General features: G+C 66.5%; 8 protein-coding genes. 1 reads left to right on the top strand and 7 read right to left on the bottom strand.

Annotated features, from left to right (window positions below; all coding sequences use genetic code 11):
• Positions 1-30: 30 nt before the first annotated feature.
• From JR065_RS16430 to JR065_RS16415, 4 genes are all read right to left on the bottom strand, one after another.
• A complete protein-coding gene (locus JR065_RS16430) occupies positions 31-516 on the bottom strand; it encodes a hypothetical protein (protein WP_206235385.1) in 486 nt (161 codons plus the stop codon).
• Complete coding sequence (locus JR065_RS16425; protein WP_206235384.1) at positions 516-5,018, bottom strand: RHS repeat-associated core domain-containing protein; 4,503 nt, start codon at positions 5,016-5,018, stop codon at positions 516-518. Before JR065_RS16425 ends, JR065_RS16430 begins: the two co-directional genes overlap by 1 nt.
• 409 nt (positions 5,019-5,427) lie before the next feature.
• Positions 5,428-8,379, bottom strand: coding sequence for a TonB-dependent receptor (locus JR065_RS16420; RefSeq protein WP_206235383.1), 2,952 nt, complete (start codon positions 8,377-8,379; stop codon positions 5,428-5,430).
• Positions 8,380-8,527: 148 nt separating this feature from the next.
• Positions 8,528-11,998 carry a glycosyl hydrolase 2 galactose-binding domain-containing protein gene (locus JR065_RS16415; protein ID WP_206235382.1) on the bottom strand — a complete coding sequence of 1,157 codons (3,471 nt, stop codon included), beginning with the start codon at positions 11,996-11,998 and terminating at the stop codon, positions 8,528-8,530.
• Positions 11,999-12,175: 177 nt separating this feature from the next.
• Between JR065_RS16415 and JR065_RS16410 the strand changes: the two genes are divergently transcribed.
• Positions 12,176-14,146, top strand: coding sequence for a glycoside hydrolase family 97 protein (locus tag JR065_RS16410; RefSeq protein ID WP_206235381.1), 1,971 nt, complete (start codon positions 12,176-12,178; stop codon positions 14,144-14,146).
• 472 nt (positions 14,147-14,618) lie between these two features.
• Here the strand turns inward: JR065_RS16410 and JR065_RS16405 are convergent, their stop codons facing one another.
• Genes JR065_RS16405 through JR065_RS16395 form a run of 3 tightly spaced genes read right to left on the bottom strand, consistent with a single transcriptional unit; the run spans position 14,619 to position 18,535 of the window.
• Positions 14,619-16,184: a carboxylesterase family protein gene (locus JR065_RS16405; RefSeq protein ID WP_206235380.1), complete on the bottom strand. Its 1,566-nt coding sequence runs from the start codon at positions 16,182-16,184 to the stop codon at positions 14,619-14,621.
• 4 nt (positions 16,185-16,188) lie between these two features.
• Positions 16,189-17,028, bottom strand: coding sequence for a TrmH family RNA methyltransferase (locus tag JR065_RS16400; RefSeq protein WP_206235379.1), 840 nt, complete (start codon positions 17,026-17,028; stop codon positions 16,189-16,191).
• Positions 17,021-18,535: an alanine/glycine:cation symporter family protein gene (locus tag JR065_RS16395; RefSeq protein ID WP_206235378.1), complete on the bottom strand. Its 1,515-nt coding sequence runs from the start codon at positions 18,533-18,535 to the stop codon at positions 17,021-17,023. The genes JR065_RS16400 and JR065_RS16395 overlap by 8 nt, the downstream gene beginning before the upstream one ends.
• Positions 18,536-18,572: the final 37 nt, after the last annotated feature.

Here is an 18,572-nt window from a genome sequence, read left to right as displayed (position 1 = left end):
TCGAATGCAAGATGCTCTTGTTCATTCGAATCATTTGAATGTAAGAGCAGAAAGCAGACCAATGGTATCGAAAGCTCGACTTAGCTCCACATCTTCAAAATTACCACTATTCACCTCGGATACCCAAAGCAACCAATCTTGAGAAATTCCATACTCGGCGAGCGTGAGCCCAGACCATCGCTCTAAAAAAAAGACATCCCACAATGCTGGGTCGCTCCCTCTATTCAACATCCCCACCAATGAATGACACACCAGGAAATCCACACTCCCCACCTTCACCGGGACACTCAAAAACCCAGGAAGAAAGTACTTAAATGCTTCCGGCGCCAAACCATATATAGCATCCGGAGAGGACCGCAGCTTCTCTGCTGTTAACTCTCGCCAATGTAGACCAGAAAAAGACTGCACGTCAGCATAGATTTCATCTTTGGGCGCATCGGCAACAACTAGCCGAGGGACACTGTCGCGCCACCCAAATGCCCCCTCAATCCCCTTAAGAAGACCGGTGCTATCCATCACATCCCGCTCATCATCCGGTTACAAGCACCTGCATTTTGCCATGCATCAGCCTGAGCTTGCTGGTGACCGTCGTCGCCTCCTGCATAGCACTTTTGATCCCGCTGAGCGCGAGCGGCAGCTAGTTCCACCCAAGCCCTATGCCTGACAGCAAGCTGTCCCCAAGACATCCCGACCCTGCAGGCTCCAACAACGCTCACTGCAGCTTTGGCTGCCCTTACCTTGGCCCGTAGCCGGTCACACTCATCTTCACCGCCATCAGGACAAAGATTTTGGGCTATCGCTACTGACTGACCCGCCACAGAGGCGACGGGCAACGCACTAGAAAATTGCAAAAATCCGGCCAGCACGCCAGAGACAGTCGGCAACTGGACGGCAGGCGCTCCGTAACCTTTGTTATGACCATCTAAACCTGCATAATCCGGATCACTGTATCCCACGCCACCCACGCCACCGGGGTTAGGTCTAGCGACGGACCTAGATTGCAATCCATTCTCATCAACCGAACCCAGCGGATCAGCATTAACGTACGAAAAAGTTGAATATCCAGAAGCTAGACCGGCCTTGTCACTTTGCGTATAGCGCCCGGAAGAAAAATCATAGCTTCTGAAATAATTATAATTAAGCCCAGAAAAAGCATCAAACCGCTGCCCTGGGAATCGCATATCTAATAAAAATTCCACCCCATCATTATCTGTATCCTGACTTGGAGAGGTCGCCCCGTACGCCTCCCCTTTAATGTTCCAAGACCATATGAAGACATCTCGGACCGGATCAACCACAGCTCGAGGAGTTCCAACGTGGTCGGGCACAATGTAGCTTAGCTTATTGTTATTAGAAAGAAGTCCGACCGGAATTCCCCCCATCCATATTGCCTGCTGAATGGGCTGACCGTCGCCGCCGTAGTCTCCTATCCAATTGCCAGCTTCGTCGTACAGCGTGTAGGTGTTGGCCGTCCCCAGGAAGCGACGGACCTGCTCGCCCCTGCCGTTGTAGCGGTAGTTCATCGCCAGTTGCCCGGCGCGCTTGGCCTGGCTCATGCGGCCGGTGGCATCGTAGACATACTGGCGGGCGGTGCCGCCGATCGCGGTGGTGTTGCCCACCGCATCGTAGGTGCGCGCGGTGCCGGCCACGGCGCTCAGGCGATGGCTGGTCGCCGGATAGGCGTAGGCCTGCGTGGCGCCGTTGACCTTCGCGCTGAGGCGATTGCCGGTGGCATCGTAGCTGTAGCCATCGATCACCGCGCCGGTCGGGCCATCCTTGAATTCGGTCAGCCGGCCAAGCGCGTCGTAGCCCAGGCTCATCACCGGTGCGGCATTGCCCGGCGCCGTGAGCGCGTCGAGATTGCCGGCCGGATCGAAGGCGAAGCCTACGCCCAGGCCGTCGCTGCGACTGTCGCTGATCGCCAACGGACGGTAGTCCTGGTCCAGCAGGCGCTGCATCGGCCTGCCGTTGCCGTAGGACCACCCCGCCACCGGACCGAACGGATAGTAGGTGGCGTTGCCCAGCAGCACCTGGCGCGCACCGCCCGCCGGGGTGACGCCGACCTCGGTGGTCTGGCCTTGCGCGTTGCGTACGTAGTCGACCACCGCGCCGTCGGGATAGGTGAGGCGGCTCAGCTGCCCAGCCTTGGTGTACGCGTAGCGCAGCACCAGCGCGTGGCCGTTGGTGGTCTGCACCTTGCGCACCAGATCGCCGAAGCGGTCATAGCAGTACTGGGTGATGGCACCGCCGTCCTGCATCTTCGCCAGCCGGCCAACGGCGAACGTCTCGCCGCTGGCGCATACGCTCTGGCTGATGTCGTAGGTATAGGTGACACCCAGTTCGCTGTCCGGATATGCGACGTGCGTAAGGCGGTTCAACGCGTCGTAGCTGTACGTGGTGGTGATGCCGCGCGCATCGGTCTGGCTGGCGCGGTTGCCGGCGCTGTCGTAGGTGTAGCTGGTCGTGCCCGTATCCGGGCTGGTGAGCATAGTCAGATCGCCAAAACCGTTGTACTCGTAGCTGGTATCCAGGCCCTTTGGATCAGTCACCTTGGTCAGGTTGTCCAGCGCGTCGTAGGCGAACTTGGTTTCCGCGGCGATGCCGCCAACATCCTGCAGCGTGCGCGTCAGGCGGCTGAGCGGGTCGTAGTCGTTCTGGGTGACGCGGCCGAGCGCATCGGTCACGGTCTTGGTATTGCCGTTCGAATCGTAGCTGAAGTCTGTGGGATCGCCCTTCGCCGTGGCTTGCGTGGCCAACTGGCCCAACTGGTTGTAGACCCGCGACAGCGTGCGCTTGAGCGCGCCCGACGCATCCTTGGTGTCTTCCTTGACCCGGTTGCCGGCATTGTCCAGCGTGTAGTGCAGCGTGTTGCCGGCGCCGTCGGCGATATCGGTCAGGCGGTGCGCGCCGTCATAGGTGAATGACGTGAACGAACCGTCGGGCTGCGTCACGCGCTTGACCAAGCCGGTGGGCCAATAGTCGATGCGGGTGATGCGATCGTCGCTCTCGGCGCTGTCGTCAGCACCGCGCACTTTGCTGGCGGTGAGCCAGCCGCGAGGATGGTAGGTATAGTCGGTGATGATGCCATTGGCGTCCTTGACCGACAGGACTCGGCCGGCGCCGTCGTAGGACAGATACTCGGTAACCTGACCCGTGGAAGTGGTGACCTTCCAAAGGTCGCCTTTGCGATGCGGACAGGTCATCGTGCTACCGCAGGCTTCATCATCAGCGGCATAGTAGTTATAACGCGTCAGATCCGAGACGTCACTGCGCGTGCCGTCGGTCGACGTCACCAAGCCAAGCAATGGACAGGCGCCTGCATCTAGACCGGGTTGCTCGCAATAGGTGGTTCTGGTGGTCCGGTTGATGCCGGTCATAGGGTCCGTAGCAGAGAAGGTCAGGACTTGACCTCGGCTGTTATATGTCCGAGCTGATTTCCCGATCAAGGCGCCCGATGCATCGTAGTTTCGACGTTCTAAAGGCACACGCAGCTCGGGGTGCCAGTCGATCTGTGTGACGCGCTTGTTGCCGAAGGCATCGTTGGCGGCCTCGGCCTTTTGATTAAGAACACCATTAATTCCATAGTCATAATCAGTAATAGATCCAAGGGCATCGGTTACAGTATTCGCATAACCAGAAGCATCATAGGTATACGCCACCCCCCCATCAGGGCAGCCCACGCAATCTATTGACGAAGAAACCAGTCTTCGCACACCGAACATTGATTCGAATTCATACTTCTCGACACGCCCACTTGGAAAAGCAACGTTCGCACCACCACCATCATCACTGTAGCTTATGACATATTTATCCACGTCGCCAATATGCTTAGTGCCAACGGCCTTGCCATCTTGGCTATAATCAAACTCTGCAAATGCCCTGCCATCCTCATCGACCACTGCAGACAGATATACTCCTTGCCGCCCGGAAACATCAACGTACTGATACGCAATCACGTGCCCCATGCGATCCACTGAAACCAGCCTATTATTGACGTCATAGCCGTATTTCACGCTCTGGCCGTCTGGAAGATTAATCCTGTCAATACGTCCGTTCGAGTCATGGCTGATGGGCGCCTTACGTCCTTGTGCATCACTAAGCGATAGAAGCTTTCCAGAACTACTTCTATTTAGAACCATCTCTGGCACGCCATCGCGTTTGACAGTAAGAAGGAGTCCTTCTCTGTCATACATCTCCTCGACTCCATCGGCGGCTTTCAGAGTCCAGCCTATTATCTCGCCACTCTCATCTCTGTTCTCGAGAAGAACAGTTGCCAACGTATCAACTTCTCCTACCCATGCATCGTCATCGCCGGAAAGAAAAGGAAGCACTGTCCCATCATGCCGGAAAGCATATACAACAGCTTCCGAATATTGGGTGGCGGGCACATAAGATATCCTGGCATTAAATAAACCATTCCAACCATCGCCAAATTCGCTCGAAACACGGAGTCCTGGCCAGCGTCCGCCCGATCTAAATACCCTCTTGATAGCAACAGTTCCAAACTGCGCATCAGTTGCGTACTCGATCTTCCTACCAGTATTACAAGAAATAGGATTTCCTATAATTTTTTCGCGCAAACACGACCCGGACTTGGATTCAGAAAACAAAGGGCGCGAGCAGAACGAACTTTCCGAGCCATCAGGATTATACTGCCTGACGTACACATAATCGGTCGGGCAGTAGTATGTTGGATAGACATGATTTTGGCCATAACTATCACGCTCAACATATCCTTCTGGATTTCCCTGAAACCCTCCATGGTACACAAGGTCATAAATACAACCAGGGCCATAGGCCTGGCCATCCCTCAAAAAATCACTGGTATACCTGGGGTTAATAAACTCCACCCAGCCGGGGTAGAAAGGCCCTTGGGTAGAATTGGCGAAAACGGCTGTCATCTCACAGCCGATATTGGGAACCTCAAGGAACCGGTCGACTAAAGGTGCGCCATATATGGTGAGCGCAGGAATACGACTAAAGTCTTGCGCACTCGCTGCCCCGAACAGCGAGGCCATAAGAATAAATATCAAACATCTAACCATTGAAATCCCTTTCGCACTACATCAGGTAATTGGTTTCAAAATTCGCGACTTAGTGGCTCTAGTCCCACTAAGCTCAGCAAAAAGTTGACCGGATATCCCGTTAGCTTCCTCGTCGACAAAGTAGCATCGGTCTTTCCCTACCCGCAAGCGCCGCTTGGAAAAGGGCCGGAGATAGATCAGCAGTCCGCGTCGAGGACCACTATTTGATACGCAAAAGCTCTGTTAGATCCATTCTTAAAAAAACGACCGCACCGGTTCCCGCCGGTGCGGCCGAATGGGAGGGGCCCGGCACAGCCGGACCGTTGCGCCGTGGCTGCGGCGGGAACCGCCCACGGGATTTGCGTGCGGCCCGGCGTTGCCGGGCCGCATCGTCACAAGCCGATCAGAAGCGCACCCGGATGCCGGCGTAGTAGCGCCGCTCGAAGATGTTCTGGTCGTAGTAGTGGTTGCTCCACTGCGCGTAGCGGCGTTCGCTTTCGCCGGTCAGGTTGGTGCCCTGCAGGTAGAGCGTGACGTTGTCGTTGATGTCGTAGCTGACCGAGGCGTCCAGGTAGCCGACGTCGTCGTTCCAGATGGCCAGTTCGTCGCCCCACGCGGAGCTGTTGATCTGGCTGAAGCGCTTGCTGCGCCAGTTGTAGGCCACGCGCGCCTGCAGCTTGTCCTTCTGGTACCACAGCACGGCGTTGGCCTGGTGCTTGGAGTTGTCGCCGATGGGCAGGCTGTCGCCTTCGATGTCGGTGTTGTCGGTGTCCGCGTCGGAATAGGTGTAGTTGACGTTGGTGCCGAAGCCGCTGAGCCAGCCGGGCAGGAAGTCGAAGGCCTGCTGGTAGCCGATCTCGAAGCCCTTGATCTTGCCGCCGCCGCCGTTGACGATGCGCTCCACCGGGCCGCCGGCACGCACCACGCCGTCGGCGTCGGGCATCGGTTCGATCTCGGTGACCGTGGTCGGGAACGACTTCACGTCGATCAGGAACACGCCGACGTTGAGCAGCGAGGTGTCGGCGAAGTACCACTCCCACGAGGCGTTGTAGTTGCTGGCGCGGTACGGCTCCAGGTCCGGGTTGCCGGAGCGGCCGTTGAGGAACAGCACCGCGTCGGCCGGCAGCGACGGGTTGCGCGGCGGCGTGCCATTGACCGCGTAGAAGCTGACCAGGCCGCGGCCCAGGTCGGGCAGGTCCTGGCGCGCCACCGCCTTGTTGTAGGCGAAGCGCAGCTTCTGCGTGTCGGTGATGTCCAGCGACAGGTTGCCGCTGGGCAGCACGTCGGTGTACTGGCGCACCAGCCGGTTGCTGCCGATCGCCGGGCTGACGCCGTTCCACTCGACGTTGCCGATGTACACGCTGCCGCTGCTCAGGTACTGGTCGATCAGCAGCTTGGTCTGCACGATGCGCGCGCCGATGTTGGCGCTCCACGGCACGCGCCCGCCGGTGCCGCCTTCCAGGCTGGCCATGAAGTAGGCCGAACTGCTCTTCTCCTTGACCTGGTACGAGTCGGCCGCCTGCTGGTAGGCCACGTTGCCCGGATACAGGCTGTCGAGGTACGCCACCGGATCCTTCATCACTTCCGGGTTGATCGCCGGCAGGCCCTGCGCGCCGAGGCCGTTGACGGTCACCGGCGAGAAGTCGTTGAAGTAGCTCCAGTAGCCGGGGATCGAACTGAACGGCAGCAGCCGCGCCTCGGACACGCCGCTGCAGGTGTCGGCGATCAGCGGGTCCTTGTAGTAGTACAGCGCGCGGTTGGGATCGGCGCAGCTGGACGACACCGGCGACAGGTAGCGGTAGGTGTCGAGCTTGAAGTCGCGCTCGCCGTAGCGCAGGCCGAACTGGAAGCTGCGCACCACGCCGTCTTCGAACTCGAAGGTGCCGTCGGCGCGGAACGCGTCCATCTTGGCTTCGATGTGGTTGCCCTGCGCCCAGGTCGACATCAGCTGCCAGTTGTCCGGGTTGGAGACGTCGGTGGCCAGGTTGATCGCCGGGTAGGTGCCGCGGAAATCCACCGACGCGTCCACCGTGGGCAGGCCGTTGGCGTTGGCCCACTGGGTGACGCCGCCGGCGCGGGTGATCTGGTCGCCGCGCGTGACCACCGAGTCGGCGCGCGCCTCGTCGTAGGTGCGCTCCGAATCGCCGTGTACCCAGCGAAACGACGCGCGCAGCGGGCCGCCGTCGTCGAAGCGCAGTTCGACGTTGGTGTTGAGCGCGTCCGAATCGCCGACGCCGGCCATCGAATGCGCCTGGAAGCGGTTGTAGCGGAACTGGCCGTACTCGAGCACGCCGTTGCCGTCGACGATGGAGCCGGGCTGCAGCTGGTTGGTGGCCCAGCCGGTGTGCAGCTGCGCGGCGACCGAGGTGTCCAGGTCCTCGAGCTTGGTGTAGGCCGCGTCGGCCAGCAGCGTCCACGATTCGTTGATGTTGAACTGGAACGAGCCGTTGACGCCGGTGCGCTGGCGGTCGGTGCTGCGGTTGTCCAGTTCGGTGGCCACCCAGTTGTAGAAGTAGTCGCGCGGCAGGTTGGACGGATCGGTGTTGCCGCCGAGCGCGCCGTCGCCGTTGAAGTCGAAGCCCACGTTCTGCTCGGTGGATTTCTGCGCGCCGTTGGAATACACGCTGGGGTGCTTGTTCTCCAGCGTGGCGTCGGAATACGACACCGCCAGCAACGCGCCCCAGCGCTCGGTGCGGTAGCTGGCCAGGCCGGAATACAGTTCGTTGAGTTCCTCCACGCGGTCGCCGTAGGAGCCTTCGGCCTGGCCGCTGAAGGTCCAGCCTTCGGGCAGGTCGAACGGGCGCCGCGTCTTCAGCGACACCGTGCCGCTGATGCCGCCGTCCAGGTCGGCCGCGGTCGGCGACTTGATCACGTCCACGCCGCTGAACAGCGTCGGCGGGATGTCGACGAAGTCCGGCTGCGCGCGGCCGATGTTGGGCTGGCCGTACTGGTCGCCGCCGCCGGCGCTGAGGTACAGCTCGCCGTTCATCGTGGTCTGCACCTGCGGCATGCCGCGGATGTTGAGCTGCGAGCCCTCGCCGGCCGAGCGCCGGATCTGCACGCCGGGCACGCGCTGCAGCGAATCGGTGATGGTGACGTCGGGCAGCTTGCCGATGTCCTCGGCGGAGATCGAGTCGATGATCTGCGCGGCGCTGCGCTTGTTCTCGATCGCCTCGGCCTGGGCGCCGCGCACGCCGCGCACCATCACCGAATCCAGCTCGGTCACCGACCGTTCCGACGCCGGGGGCTGCGCCTGCTGGGCCAGCGCCGGCGCGGCGGCCAGCGCCGCCAACGACATCGCCAGCGCGGCGGCCAGCGCATTGCGTGAGTACTGCTGCTTGTGCAGATGGTTCATGGTCCCCTCCCAGGGATGTCTGTCCGACCGTAGGTAACGCAATCTTTCGACGGGTTGGTATGGCGGCGGCGCGTACCGGCCGCATTTCTCCTGCTCCTTGAACGTCCGCGCGGCGCGTTGCTCCGCCGCACGGCAATGCGGCAAACGCTTACGGCTGCGCGGGCACCTGTGCGGCCGGCACGTTCCAGCCGCGCAACTGCACGCGGGCGTTGCGCAACTGCTCGGCCGATGGGCCGCGGATCTCGACCTGGCGCGACTCGCCCGGCAACAGGCTCACGTAGTTGTCGCTGTAGTACGCCGGCAGCAGGCGCTGGCCGTGCGCGTCGACCACGGTGAGCTTGGCGCTCAACGCCACCTGCGCGGTGGGGTTGCGCAGCGCCACGCGCAGGCGCGGTTCGCCGCCGTCGGCCAGCAGTTGCGACTGCAGCTGCAGCGGCGCCGGCGGCAAGGCGTTCAGGCCCTGCATCGCCGCGTCGTCCTTGGCCACCCAGTAGAAGTTGCGCGACAGCAGCTGCCCGCCGCGGTCGTGCAGCTGCAGGCTCACGAAGCCCAGGCCGTCCTGCCGTTGCAGCAGCGGCGCCAGCGACAGCGCCACCGGCGTGGTCGCCAGCGCCGGCGCCGACAGCACGGTTTCGCACTCGCCCAGCGCACGGCCGTCGCGCGCATGCACTAGCGCGACCACGCGCAGGCCTTGCAGCGCCTGTGCGGTGTTGTTGACCACGGCCAGCTGGCGATCGGGCAGGTTCATCTGTACGTGCACCGGTTCGGACGCCGCGCGCACGCCGTAGTAGGCGGCATGCGTGTCGTAGTCGTGGCTGTAGATCTGCCACACGTTGCTCGGCCAGGCCGGATGGCTCATCCACAGCAGGCGGCCGCTGTTCTTGCTCCACAGCTGGGCGTTGAAGCCTTCGAAGATGGCGCGGTGGGTCTCGTAGTTCAGCAGCTGCGCCTTGCGCTCGAAATCCTCCAGCCCGGTGGGCGCGCCGAGCTTGGCGCGCATCGCGCGCATGAAGCTGGCGGTGTCGCCGTTGCCCGACTGGTGCCAGTCGTGGTACGCCCAGGCATCGCCGATCGGCCACCAGTCCGGCTCGGCGACCGAGGCCTTGAACGATTCGAGGGTGGAGAACGACGGCGTGCCCACCTCCACCGAGAAACCCTGCGCCAGCTCGGTGAAATAGGCTACCGGCTCGCGGTAGTTGTACGGGCCGCTGCGCTGCAGGTTGATCTCGTTGGAACTGCCGGTGTACCAGCGGGTGCCGTCGAGCTCGGCGACCAGCGCGTCCAGCCCCTCGTTGAGCAGCGGCTGCGGCACGCCCTCGTTGCGGCCGAACCACAGCACGATCGAGGGATGGTTGCGGAAGCGGCGGATCACCTCGGCGGCGTTGGCCAGGAACAGCGCCTCGTCCTGCGGTTCCAGGTTGTAGTTCTGCGTGGACGCCCAGAAATCGCTGAACACCAGCATGCCGTATTCGTCGGCCAGCTCGTAGAACGCGGCCTCGGTGTTCTGCCCGACCCAGTTGCGCACCACGTTGAAGTGCGCCTCGCGCTGCAGGCGGAAGTACGGCTCCAGGCGTTCGCGCGACACGCGCTTGCGCCAGTCGTCCATGCCCCAGTTGCCGCCCTTCACCGCGATGCGCACGCCGTTGATGCGGATCGCCAGGTGCGGCGCCAGGCGCGCGTCGTCGAGCTTGCGCACCGCCGGCGAACGCAACGCGCCCGGGTACAGCGAAGCCGCGTTGCCGCCGGGCACCGGCCGGATCGCGCCGTGGCGCACGTCGACGATGCGCTCGCCGCGCGCGCGCGCCTGGTTCAGGTCCACCAGCACGCGCTGCAGCTGGCCCTGTTCGTCGAACAGCGACAGCTCGTAGCTCACCTCGCGGATGCCGAAGCGGATGCGCTGCGCGTCCGAGCGCTGCCCGCCGCTGTCGAAGCCCACCTCCAGCGTGTACAGCGCCGGTTCGCCGTAGCCGTTCGGCCACCACAGCCGCGGCTGCGCGATGGCCAGCTGCGGCACCTCGGCCGCGTTCCACTCCACCGTGGTGCCGCCCGGCGGCACGCTGACCGGGCGCGCGATGCGCACGTCGCCGAACGCCGCGCTCAGTTCGCCCTGTACCGGCGCGTCGCCGTCGTTGCGCAGCGGGATGCGCAGCAGCAGTTCGGCGCGGCGATGGTCCGGCGCCAGCCGGGCGGTGATCACCTGGGTGTCGCCGATCGCCACCGCGCCGGTGGCGCGCAGCTGCACGTCCTGCCACAGGCCGGTGTTGCGGTCGCGCACCGCCGGGATCCAGTCCCAGCCTTCGCTGGCGATGAAGGTCGGCCCGTCCAGCGCCTGCATGCCGCCGTTCTCGCCGACGCCGGCGCTCATCGACTGCTCGTGCGGCAGCCCCGGGTGCGGCGGCGGCGACACCCGCACCGCGACCACGTTGCGCCGTCCCGGCTGCAGGTGCGCGCTGACGTCGAAGCCGCCGCGCGCGAACGCGCCGCGGGTCTGGCCGACGCGCGCGCCGTTGACCCAGATTTCGCCGGCGTAGTTGATGCCGTTGAACAGCAGTTGCAGGCGCTGCCCGGCCAGCGCCGCCGGCACCTCGAACGCGCTGCGGTACCACCAGTCGTGCTGGTTCAGCGACTCGGGGATGGCCAGGTTGTTGAGGCCGAAATCCGGATCCGGATACACGCCGCGGTCGACCAGCGTGGTCAGCACCGTGCCCGGCACGGTCGCCGCGCGCCACGCCGCGCCGCCGGCGTAGTCCGCGCGCGACAGCGCCGCGCCATCGGCCTGGCCCAGTTCCGGCGCCGCCGCCAGCTGCCAGGCGTTGATGCGCCAGGTCTGCGATTGCAGCGGCTGCAGCGCCGCGACATCGGCAGGCGCGCGCGCCACCGGCGCCGAATACGGCGCGGCGCTGCGCGGCAGGGTGGCGGCCGGCTGCGGCGCCCGCTGTCCGGCCATCTGCTTGGTCTGCACCGGCCAGGTCGGCGCGGCGTCCTCGAACCGGGCCAGCGCGTCGTCGGGCGGCGCCGCGGATGCCGCGGCCAGCGCGGCGGCGTCCTGCGCGCCCGCCGCCACGCTGAAACCGGCAATATCGCCGGCGAAGTGCGTGGCCTGCGTCCACGGCTGGATGTGCGGGCCGAACGCCAGCCGCGGCGCGACCGCCGCGCTGCGCAGCGCGCCATCGGCGACGCGGCGGCCGTCCACATACAGCGCCACGCGTCCGCCCTGCGCCACCGCCGCCAGCGCATGCCAGCGTCCGGCCGGCAGGCGGGCGTCGGAACGCAGCGTGGCCTGCCCGTCCTGCCAGAACGCCAGCGTTCCCGCGTCGATGGCCAGAAAGCGGCCGTTGCTCGCCGGATCGCCGACGCCGGCGATCAGCGAGCGTCCGGACGGCGCCAGGCTGGGGCGCACCCAGGCGCGCATCGTCCATTCGGCGTCGGCGCGCAGCCACGGCGTGGCGGCGGGCAGCGGCTTGTCCAGCCCCACGCCTCCTGCCAGCACGCGCACGTCGTACGGACCACTGGACGCCTCGGCCGCAGGCTGCGCGCTCGCGCAGACAGGGGACAGCCACGACAGGCACAGCACGAAACCACAGGCCCACGAACGGACCGACCGACCGCACTTCAGCATTAGAGGTCTCTCCCAAGCTCTAAGCCAGCATCGATGTGGAAGCCCGCGCGCACAGACACGGACTCCGCCTTCGGCTACCCCCCCTGTACGATCATGCGGCGGCCTTGGTGCGTGGTAACGTTATCCGAGTCATCGCCGCGACACAACTGCCGCCGTTCGCACCCAGGGAGGAACCCGATGCGCCATCTCCGCCAGCTCGCCGGTCTGCTTTGCTGTCTCGCCCTGTCGGCTCCCGTCGCCGCGCAGGACAAACCACTGACCCTGCAATCCCCCGACGCCCTGACCCAGGTCAGTTTCGCGCTGGACGCCGGCGGCAAACCGACCTACAGCGTGCAGTACCGCGGCCGCACCGTACTCGATGCCTCGCCGCTCGGCCTGGACCTGGGCGAGGACGGCAAGTTCGCCGAACGGCTGCGGGTGCTCGGCAGCGCGCGCACGCAGCGCGACCAGCGCTACCGGTTGCTGGCCGGCAAGACCTCGCAGGCGCGCGACCGCTACCGCGAACTGACCGTGCGCCTGGCCGACGCGAACGACCGCCGCGTGGACGTGGTCCTGCGCGCCTACGACGACGGCATGGCGCTGCGCTACCGCTTGCCGCGCGCGCAGCAGGTGCGCATCCGCAACGAACTGACCGGGTTCGCGTTCCCGCGCGACTATCCGTGCTGGGCGTTGAACCTCGGCCGCTTCGGCACCAGCCACGAGGGCGAATACGATCCGGTCGCCGCCTCGCGGCTGCGCCCGCACAACCTGATCGAACTGCCGCTGGTGTGCCAGGCCGATGCGCAAGGCACCACGCTGGCGATCGCCGAAGCCGACCTGCGCGACTACGCCGGGCTGTACCTGACCGGCCGCGCCGACGGCACGCTCGGCGTGGACGCCAAGCTGTCGCCGCGGCTGGACACCCCGCGCCTGGCGGTGCAGCTGGATGCGCAGGGCAAGGACTTCCAGACGCCGTGGCGGGTGCTGATGCTCGGCGCGGCGCCTGGCGAGCTGATCGCCTCCACGCTGGTGCAGAACCTCAACCCGCCGTCGGCGATCGCCGACACGCGCTGGATCAAGCCGGGCAAGTCGGCGTGGGACTGGTGGTCCGGCAGCCTGGCCGCCGACGTGCCCAACGCCGGCATGAACGACGCCACGATGCGCCGCTACATCGACCACGCGCAACAGCTGCGGCTGCAGTACATGCTGATCGACGACGGCTGGTACCACGGCAGCACCGGCAACGGCCGCTACAACGCCGATGCCGACATCACCCGCGCGATACCGGAGATCGACCTGCCGGCGCTGGTGAAGTACGGCGAGCAGCGCGGCGTCGGCCTGTGGGTCTGGGCGCACTGGAAATCGCTGGACGAACGCATGGAGCCGGCGCTGGCGTACTACCAGAAGCTCGGCATCAAGGGCATCAAGGTCGACTTCATGGACCGCGACGACCAGCAGATGGTCGATTTCTACCACCGCCTGCTCGCCGCGGCCGCGCAGCACAAGCTGCTGGTGAACCTGCACGGCGCCTACCACCCCACCGGGCTGGCCCGCACCTATCCGAACTTCCTGACCCAGGAAGGCGTGCTCGGCGCCGAATACAACAAGTGGACCCGGCGCATCACCGCCACGCACAACCTGACCCTGCCGTTCACGCGCATGCTGCTCGGGCCGATGGACTACACGCCCGGCGGTTTCCGCAACGTCGCGCCGGCGCAGTTCCAGCCCAGCCACCTGGCGCCGCAGGTGATGACCACGCGCGCGCAGCAGCTGGCGATGTACGTGGTCTACGAGAGCCCGTTCGCGGTGGTCGCCGACAGCCCGGAGCAGTACGTCGGGGCGCCGGCGACGCAGTTCCTGCGCGAGGTGCCGGCCAGCTGGGACGAGACCCGGGTGCTGTCGGGCACGATCGGCGAGCAGATCGTGGTCGCGCGCCGCAGCGGCCGCGACTGGTACCTGGGCGCGATGACCAACGAGACCGCGCGCGAACTGGACGTGGCGCTGGATTTCCTGCCCGCGGGCCGCTGGCAGGCCACGGTCTACGCCGACGGCGCGGCGCCGGCCGAAGTGAACATCGACACCCGCACGCTGGAGCGCAAGGCACGCAGGCTGGCGCTGAAGCTGGCGGCCAACGGCGGCGCGGCGGTGAAGCTGAGCCCGGCGAAGTAGGTCCGCCCACCTTCCCATCCGCCCTTCGCGTCCCTCCCCTGCTAGCCGGGGGGGAGGGAAACTGCTCGGGATTTCAGGGACGGAGAAGGGGCGGGAAAGAACGATCCCGCGGCTCGCGGATGCAGCAGCGGCAGCACGTGCGTGGCGCCGAAGTCGCCGCACGCTGAGCATGTTCAAGCGCGACGGAACGTCATGGAAGCGCCGCTGGCGATCTGGCGATCGGCGCGGCAGGCCTCTGTCGATATCGTCCATCACGAAGCTACGGCCGCGAAAAGGCGTTGTCGCACAGCCACGACCGGCCCACATCCGCTACCTCGACGACCGCGACGGCCATTCGCACAACCGCGCCGAACAGGACTTCGTCTGCAACGCCGACGAGGATCGCCGGCTCGCGACGCCGCGCTGCGCCGAACACCCCCAGACACCTCGCCGGCTGTGTCCGAGAGCCTCCTGGAAAACTACGCAATATCGCTCAGGGCCGATCCAGCCAGCGGCAGATCTCGCCGCGCAACCGGTGCCCCGGCACCGGGCCGCCTTCGCCGAAGCGCAGGTAGCCCGCATCGTCGGCATGGCGCGGCCAGCGCGGCAGGCCGTCCGCGTTCGGGTCGCCGTGGCGCGCGAACGCGGCCCAGTAGCGCGACAGCGTCACCGACGGATCGCCGTGCGCCTGGAGCGGCAGCGCGCGGAACACGAACGGCAGTTCCGCGCTGTGGGTGACGCGCCCGCCGGGCGCGGCCAGGTCGAACTCGTACTGCCATACCGGCTGGCCGAGCGCGGCCTGGCGCGCGGCCACCGCGCCGGCCGGGCAGCGGAAGGTCAGGTCGGTGGCCAGCTGCATCGCGACGTCGCCGTAGCGCGGATCGGCATGCGCCGCGCCGTCGCGATACAGCGCCAGCACGCGCTCGGCCTGCGCCGGATAGTCGCGCCGCAGCCGCGCCTGCGCGCCGCCCGCGCCGCCGTAGGTCAGTTCCTGCGCCACGCTGCCCAGCAGCAACGGCACGCGATGCTGCTCGCCCGCCGCCAGCATCGCCGCCGGCGCGCGCGGAATCACGTAGCCGTCGACGATGGCCTGCAGCCAGAGGTAACCGTCGTCGTCGATCGCCGGCACGTCGATGCCCTGCGCGGCCGCGATCAGCCGCGCCGGCGGCAGGCGCCGCAGCGTCGCCAGGCGCGCATCCGACGGTGCGGTGGCGGGCGCGGCGTCCGCGCCGGCGCGCTGGGCGATGCGCTGGCCCAGCGCCTCGTTCTCGCCCAGGCTGCGCGGCGGCAGGCCGAACCCGGCGGTGCCGCTGTGTTCGATCGCCGCGCCGAACAGGCCCTTGGACAGCGGCGACAGCAGCAGCAGGCCCACGTCCTGGGCGCCAGCGGACTGGCCGAACACGGTCACCCGCGCCGGGTCGCCGCCGAAACGGGCGATGTTGTCGCGCACCCAGCGCAATGCCGCGATCTGGTCGAGCAGCGCGTAATGGCCGGACGCGCGCTGCGCGGATTCGGCGCTGAGTTCCGGCAGCGACAGGAAGCCGAACACGCCGAGCCGGTACTGCACGGTGACCAGCACCACGCCCTGCTCGACCAGCCGCGACGGCAGGATGTCGGCGCCGCCGGCGACGTTGGCGCCGCCGTGGATCCACACCATCACCGGCTGCCTGGCCGCCGGGTCCAGGCGCGGCGTCTGCACTTCCACGTACAGGCAATCCTCGCTGGAGCGGCGCGCGAGCGCGTCGTTCCAGCCGATCGCCGGCTGCGCGCAGGTCGGTGCCGGCTGCGTCGCATCGCGCACGTCGTGCCAGCGCGCCGGCGGCTGCGGCGGGCGCCAGCGCCGCGCGCCGGTGGGCGGCGCGGCGAACGGAATCGCGCGGAACAGCACGCTGCCGTCGGCCTGCCGCTGTCCGCGCAGGGCGCCGTCGGCGATCGTCACCTGCGGCGCGGCGGCTGGCCCGGCCGCCGCCGCGGTCGACAAGGCGGGCAGGGGGCACGCGGCGCAGGCCAGCGCCAACGCGAGGGAAACCGCCCGATGCCGACGCCGGCCCAGGTCCATCGGCTCAGCCCGTATGCGCGCCGACCCGGCTGCGCCAGGCGCCGAGCAGCACCGCCGTCGCCGCGGCGACGTTGAGGCTCTCGACCACGCCGGTGCCGGGAATCGACAGCCGCTGTTCGCACTGGCGCGCGAACTCGCGGTCCATGCCTTCGCGCTCGGCGCCCATCACGTACACCAGCCGCGGCGGCAGCGCCGCGGCGAACACGTCGTCGCCGCCGTCGACCAGCGTCGCCGCCAGCGCGAAGCCGGCCGCGCGCAGCTGCGCCATGGCCTGCGCGGTCGGCGGCAGCCGCACCAGCGGCACCGCCTCGGCGCCGCCTTCGGCCACGCGCGCGGCGGCGCCGGACAAGGCCAGCGTCGCCGTCTCCGGCAGCAGGATCGCAGAGGCGCCGAAGTGCGCCGCCGAGCGCAGGATCGCGCCGAAGTTGTGCGGGTTGCCTACCCCGTCCAGCCACAACGCCAGCGCCGGCCCCGGCGCAAGCGCCTGCAGCCACGGCGCCAGCGCCAGCGGCTCCTCGCGCAGCACGTCGGCCACCACGCCTTCGTGGTGCGCGCTGGCGGCGAGCTTGTTCAGGTCGGCCTCCTCGACCACGCGGTAGCCCACGCGGTTGGACACGCACCACTTCAGCAGCGGCTGCAGCACCGGGATGCGCGCCTGCGCCAGGTACAGCTTGCGGATCGCCTCGGGCCGGCGCGCATGCACCGCGCGCACCGCGTTGAGCCCGTACAGGCGCAGTTCGTCGTGGCCGCCGCGCCGCGGCGCGGTGCCTTCCTCGCCGGCGTCGCGCGCGGCGCGCGGCGGGCGCGGCGCCGAGCCGCGCGAAGCGCTCCAGGGGTCATTCACTTCTGTTCTTCTCCAGTACGCGTTCGCGCCAGAAATCGGCGTTCTTGATCCCCAGCGGCTCCGGGTCGAACACCGGGTCCAGGCCGAGCTTCTTCTGCCGCTCGTAGTCGCGCAGGGCCAGCATCGCCGGCTTGTGCAGGATCAGGATGGCGATGATGTTGAGCCACGCCATCAGGCCCACGCCGATGTCGCCCAGCGCCCACGCCTGGCTGGCGTTGTGGAAGGCGCCGAACACGACCATGAACATGATGCCCAGGCGCAGCAGCAGCACGGTCAGCGGACGCCGGTTCTTGCCGTTGATGTAGCTCAGGTTGGTCTCGGCCATGTAGTAGTACGCCATGATCGTGGTGAAGGCGAAGAAGAACATCGCCACCGCGACGAAGCCGGCGCCCAGGCCGGGAAACACCGATTCCACCGCCGCCTGCGCGTAGCCCGGGCCTTCTTCCACCCCCACCAGCCCCGCGTGCAGCGGCGCGCCGCCGTCGGGCGAACGCACGTTGTACATGCCGGTGGACAGGATCAGGAACGCGGTCGCGGTGCACACCATCATGGTGTCGAAATAGATCGCGAACGCCTGCACGTAGCCCTGCTTGGCCGGATGCGAGACCTCGGCGGCGGCGGCGGCGTGCGGGCCGGTGCCCTGCCCGGCCTCGTTGGCGTAGATGCCGCGCTTCACGCCCCATTCCACCGCCAGCCCGATCAACCCGCCGAACGCGGCATGGGTGCCGAAGGCGCTGCTGAAGATGGTGCCGAACATCTCCGGCACGCGCTCGGCGTTGAGCAGCATCACCACCACCGCGGTCAGGATGTAGCCCAGCGCCATGAACGGCACCACGATCTCGGCGAAGTTGGCGATGCGCTTGACCCCGCCGAAGATGATCACCGCCAGCAGCAGCGCCACCGCGATGCCGATCCCCAGCTTGAGCGCGTCGCGCACCGGCATGCCCAGCCACTGCGTATCCAGCGGACCGCACAGCGCGGTGCCCTGGCAGGCGTTGGCGACGCTGTCGGCGATCGCGTTGGCCTGCACGCCGGGCATCAGGAAGCCGGTGGCGACGATGGTGGCGACGGCGAACATCAGCGCGTACCACTTCAGGCCCATCGCCTTCTCGATGTAGTACGCCGGGCCGCCGCGATAGCGGCCCTCGGCGTCCTTGACCTTGTAGATCTGCGCCAGGGTGGACTCCACGTACGAGGTGGACGCGCCGAGGAAGCCCATCACCCACATCCAGAAGATCGCGCCGGGCCCGCCGAAGGCGATCGCGGTGGCCACGCCGGCGATGTTGCCGATGCCGATGCGCCCGGCCATGGACATCGCCAGCGCCTGGAACGAGGACACGCCCGCGTCGGACTTCTGCCCGCCCGCGGTCAGGCGGATCATCTCCACGAACCCGCGCACCTGCATGAAGCCGGTGCGCAGCGTGAAGTAGAGGCCGGCGGCCAGGCACATGAAGATCAGCGCCTTGCTCCAGATGATGCTGTTGATGACCGAGATGACATTCTCCATGCGGGGCTCCGGCGCGTCGAGGATGGATAACCCCGTG

The sequence above is a fragment of the Xanthomonas sp. genome (assembly GCF_017163755.1).
Taxonomy (GTDB): Bacteria; Pseudomonadota; Gammaproteobacteria; order Xanthomonadales; family Xanthomonadaceae; genus Xanthomonas_A.
This window is presented reverse-complemented; position numbering and strand designations above follow the sequence as displayed.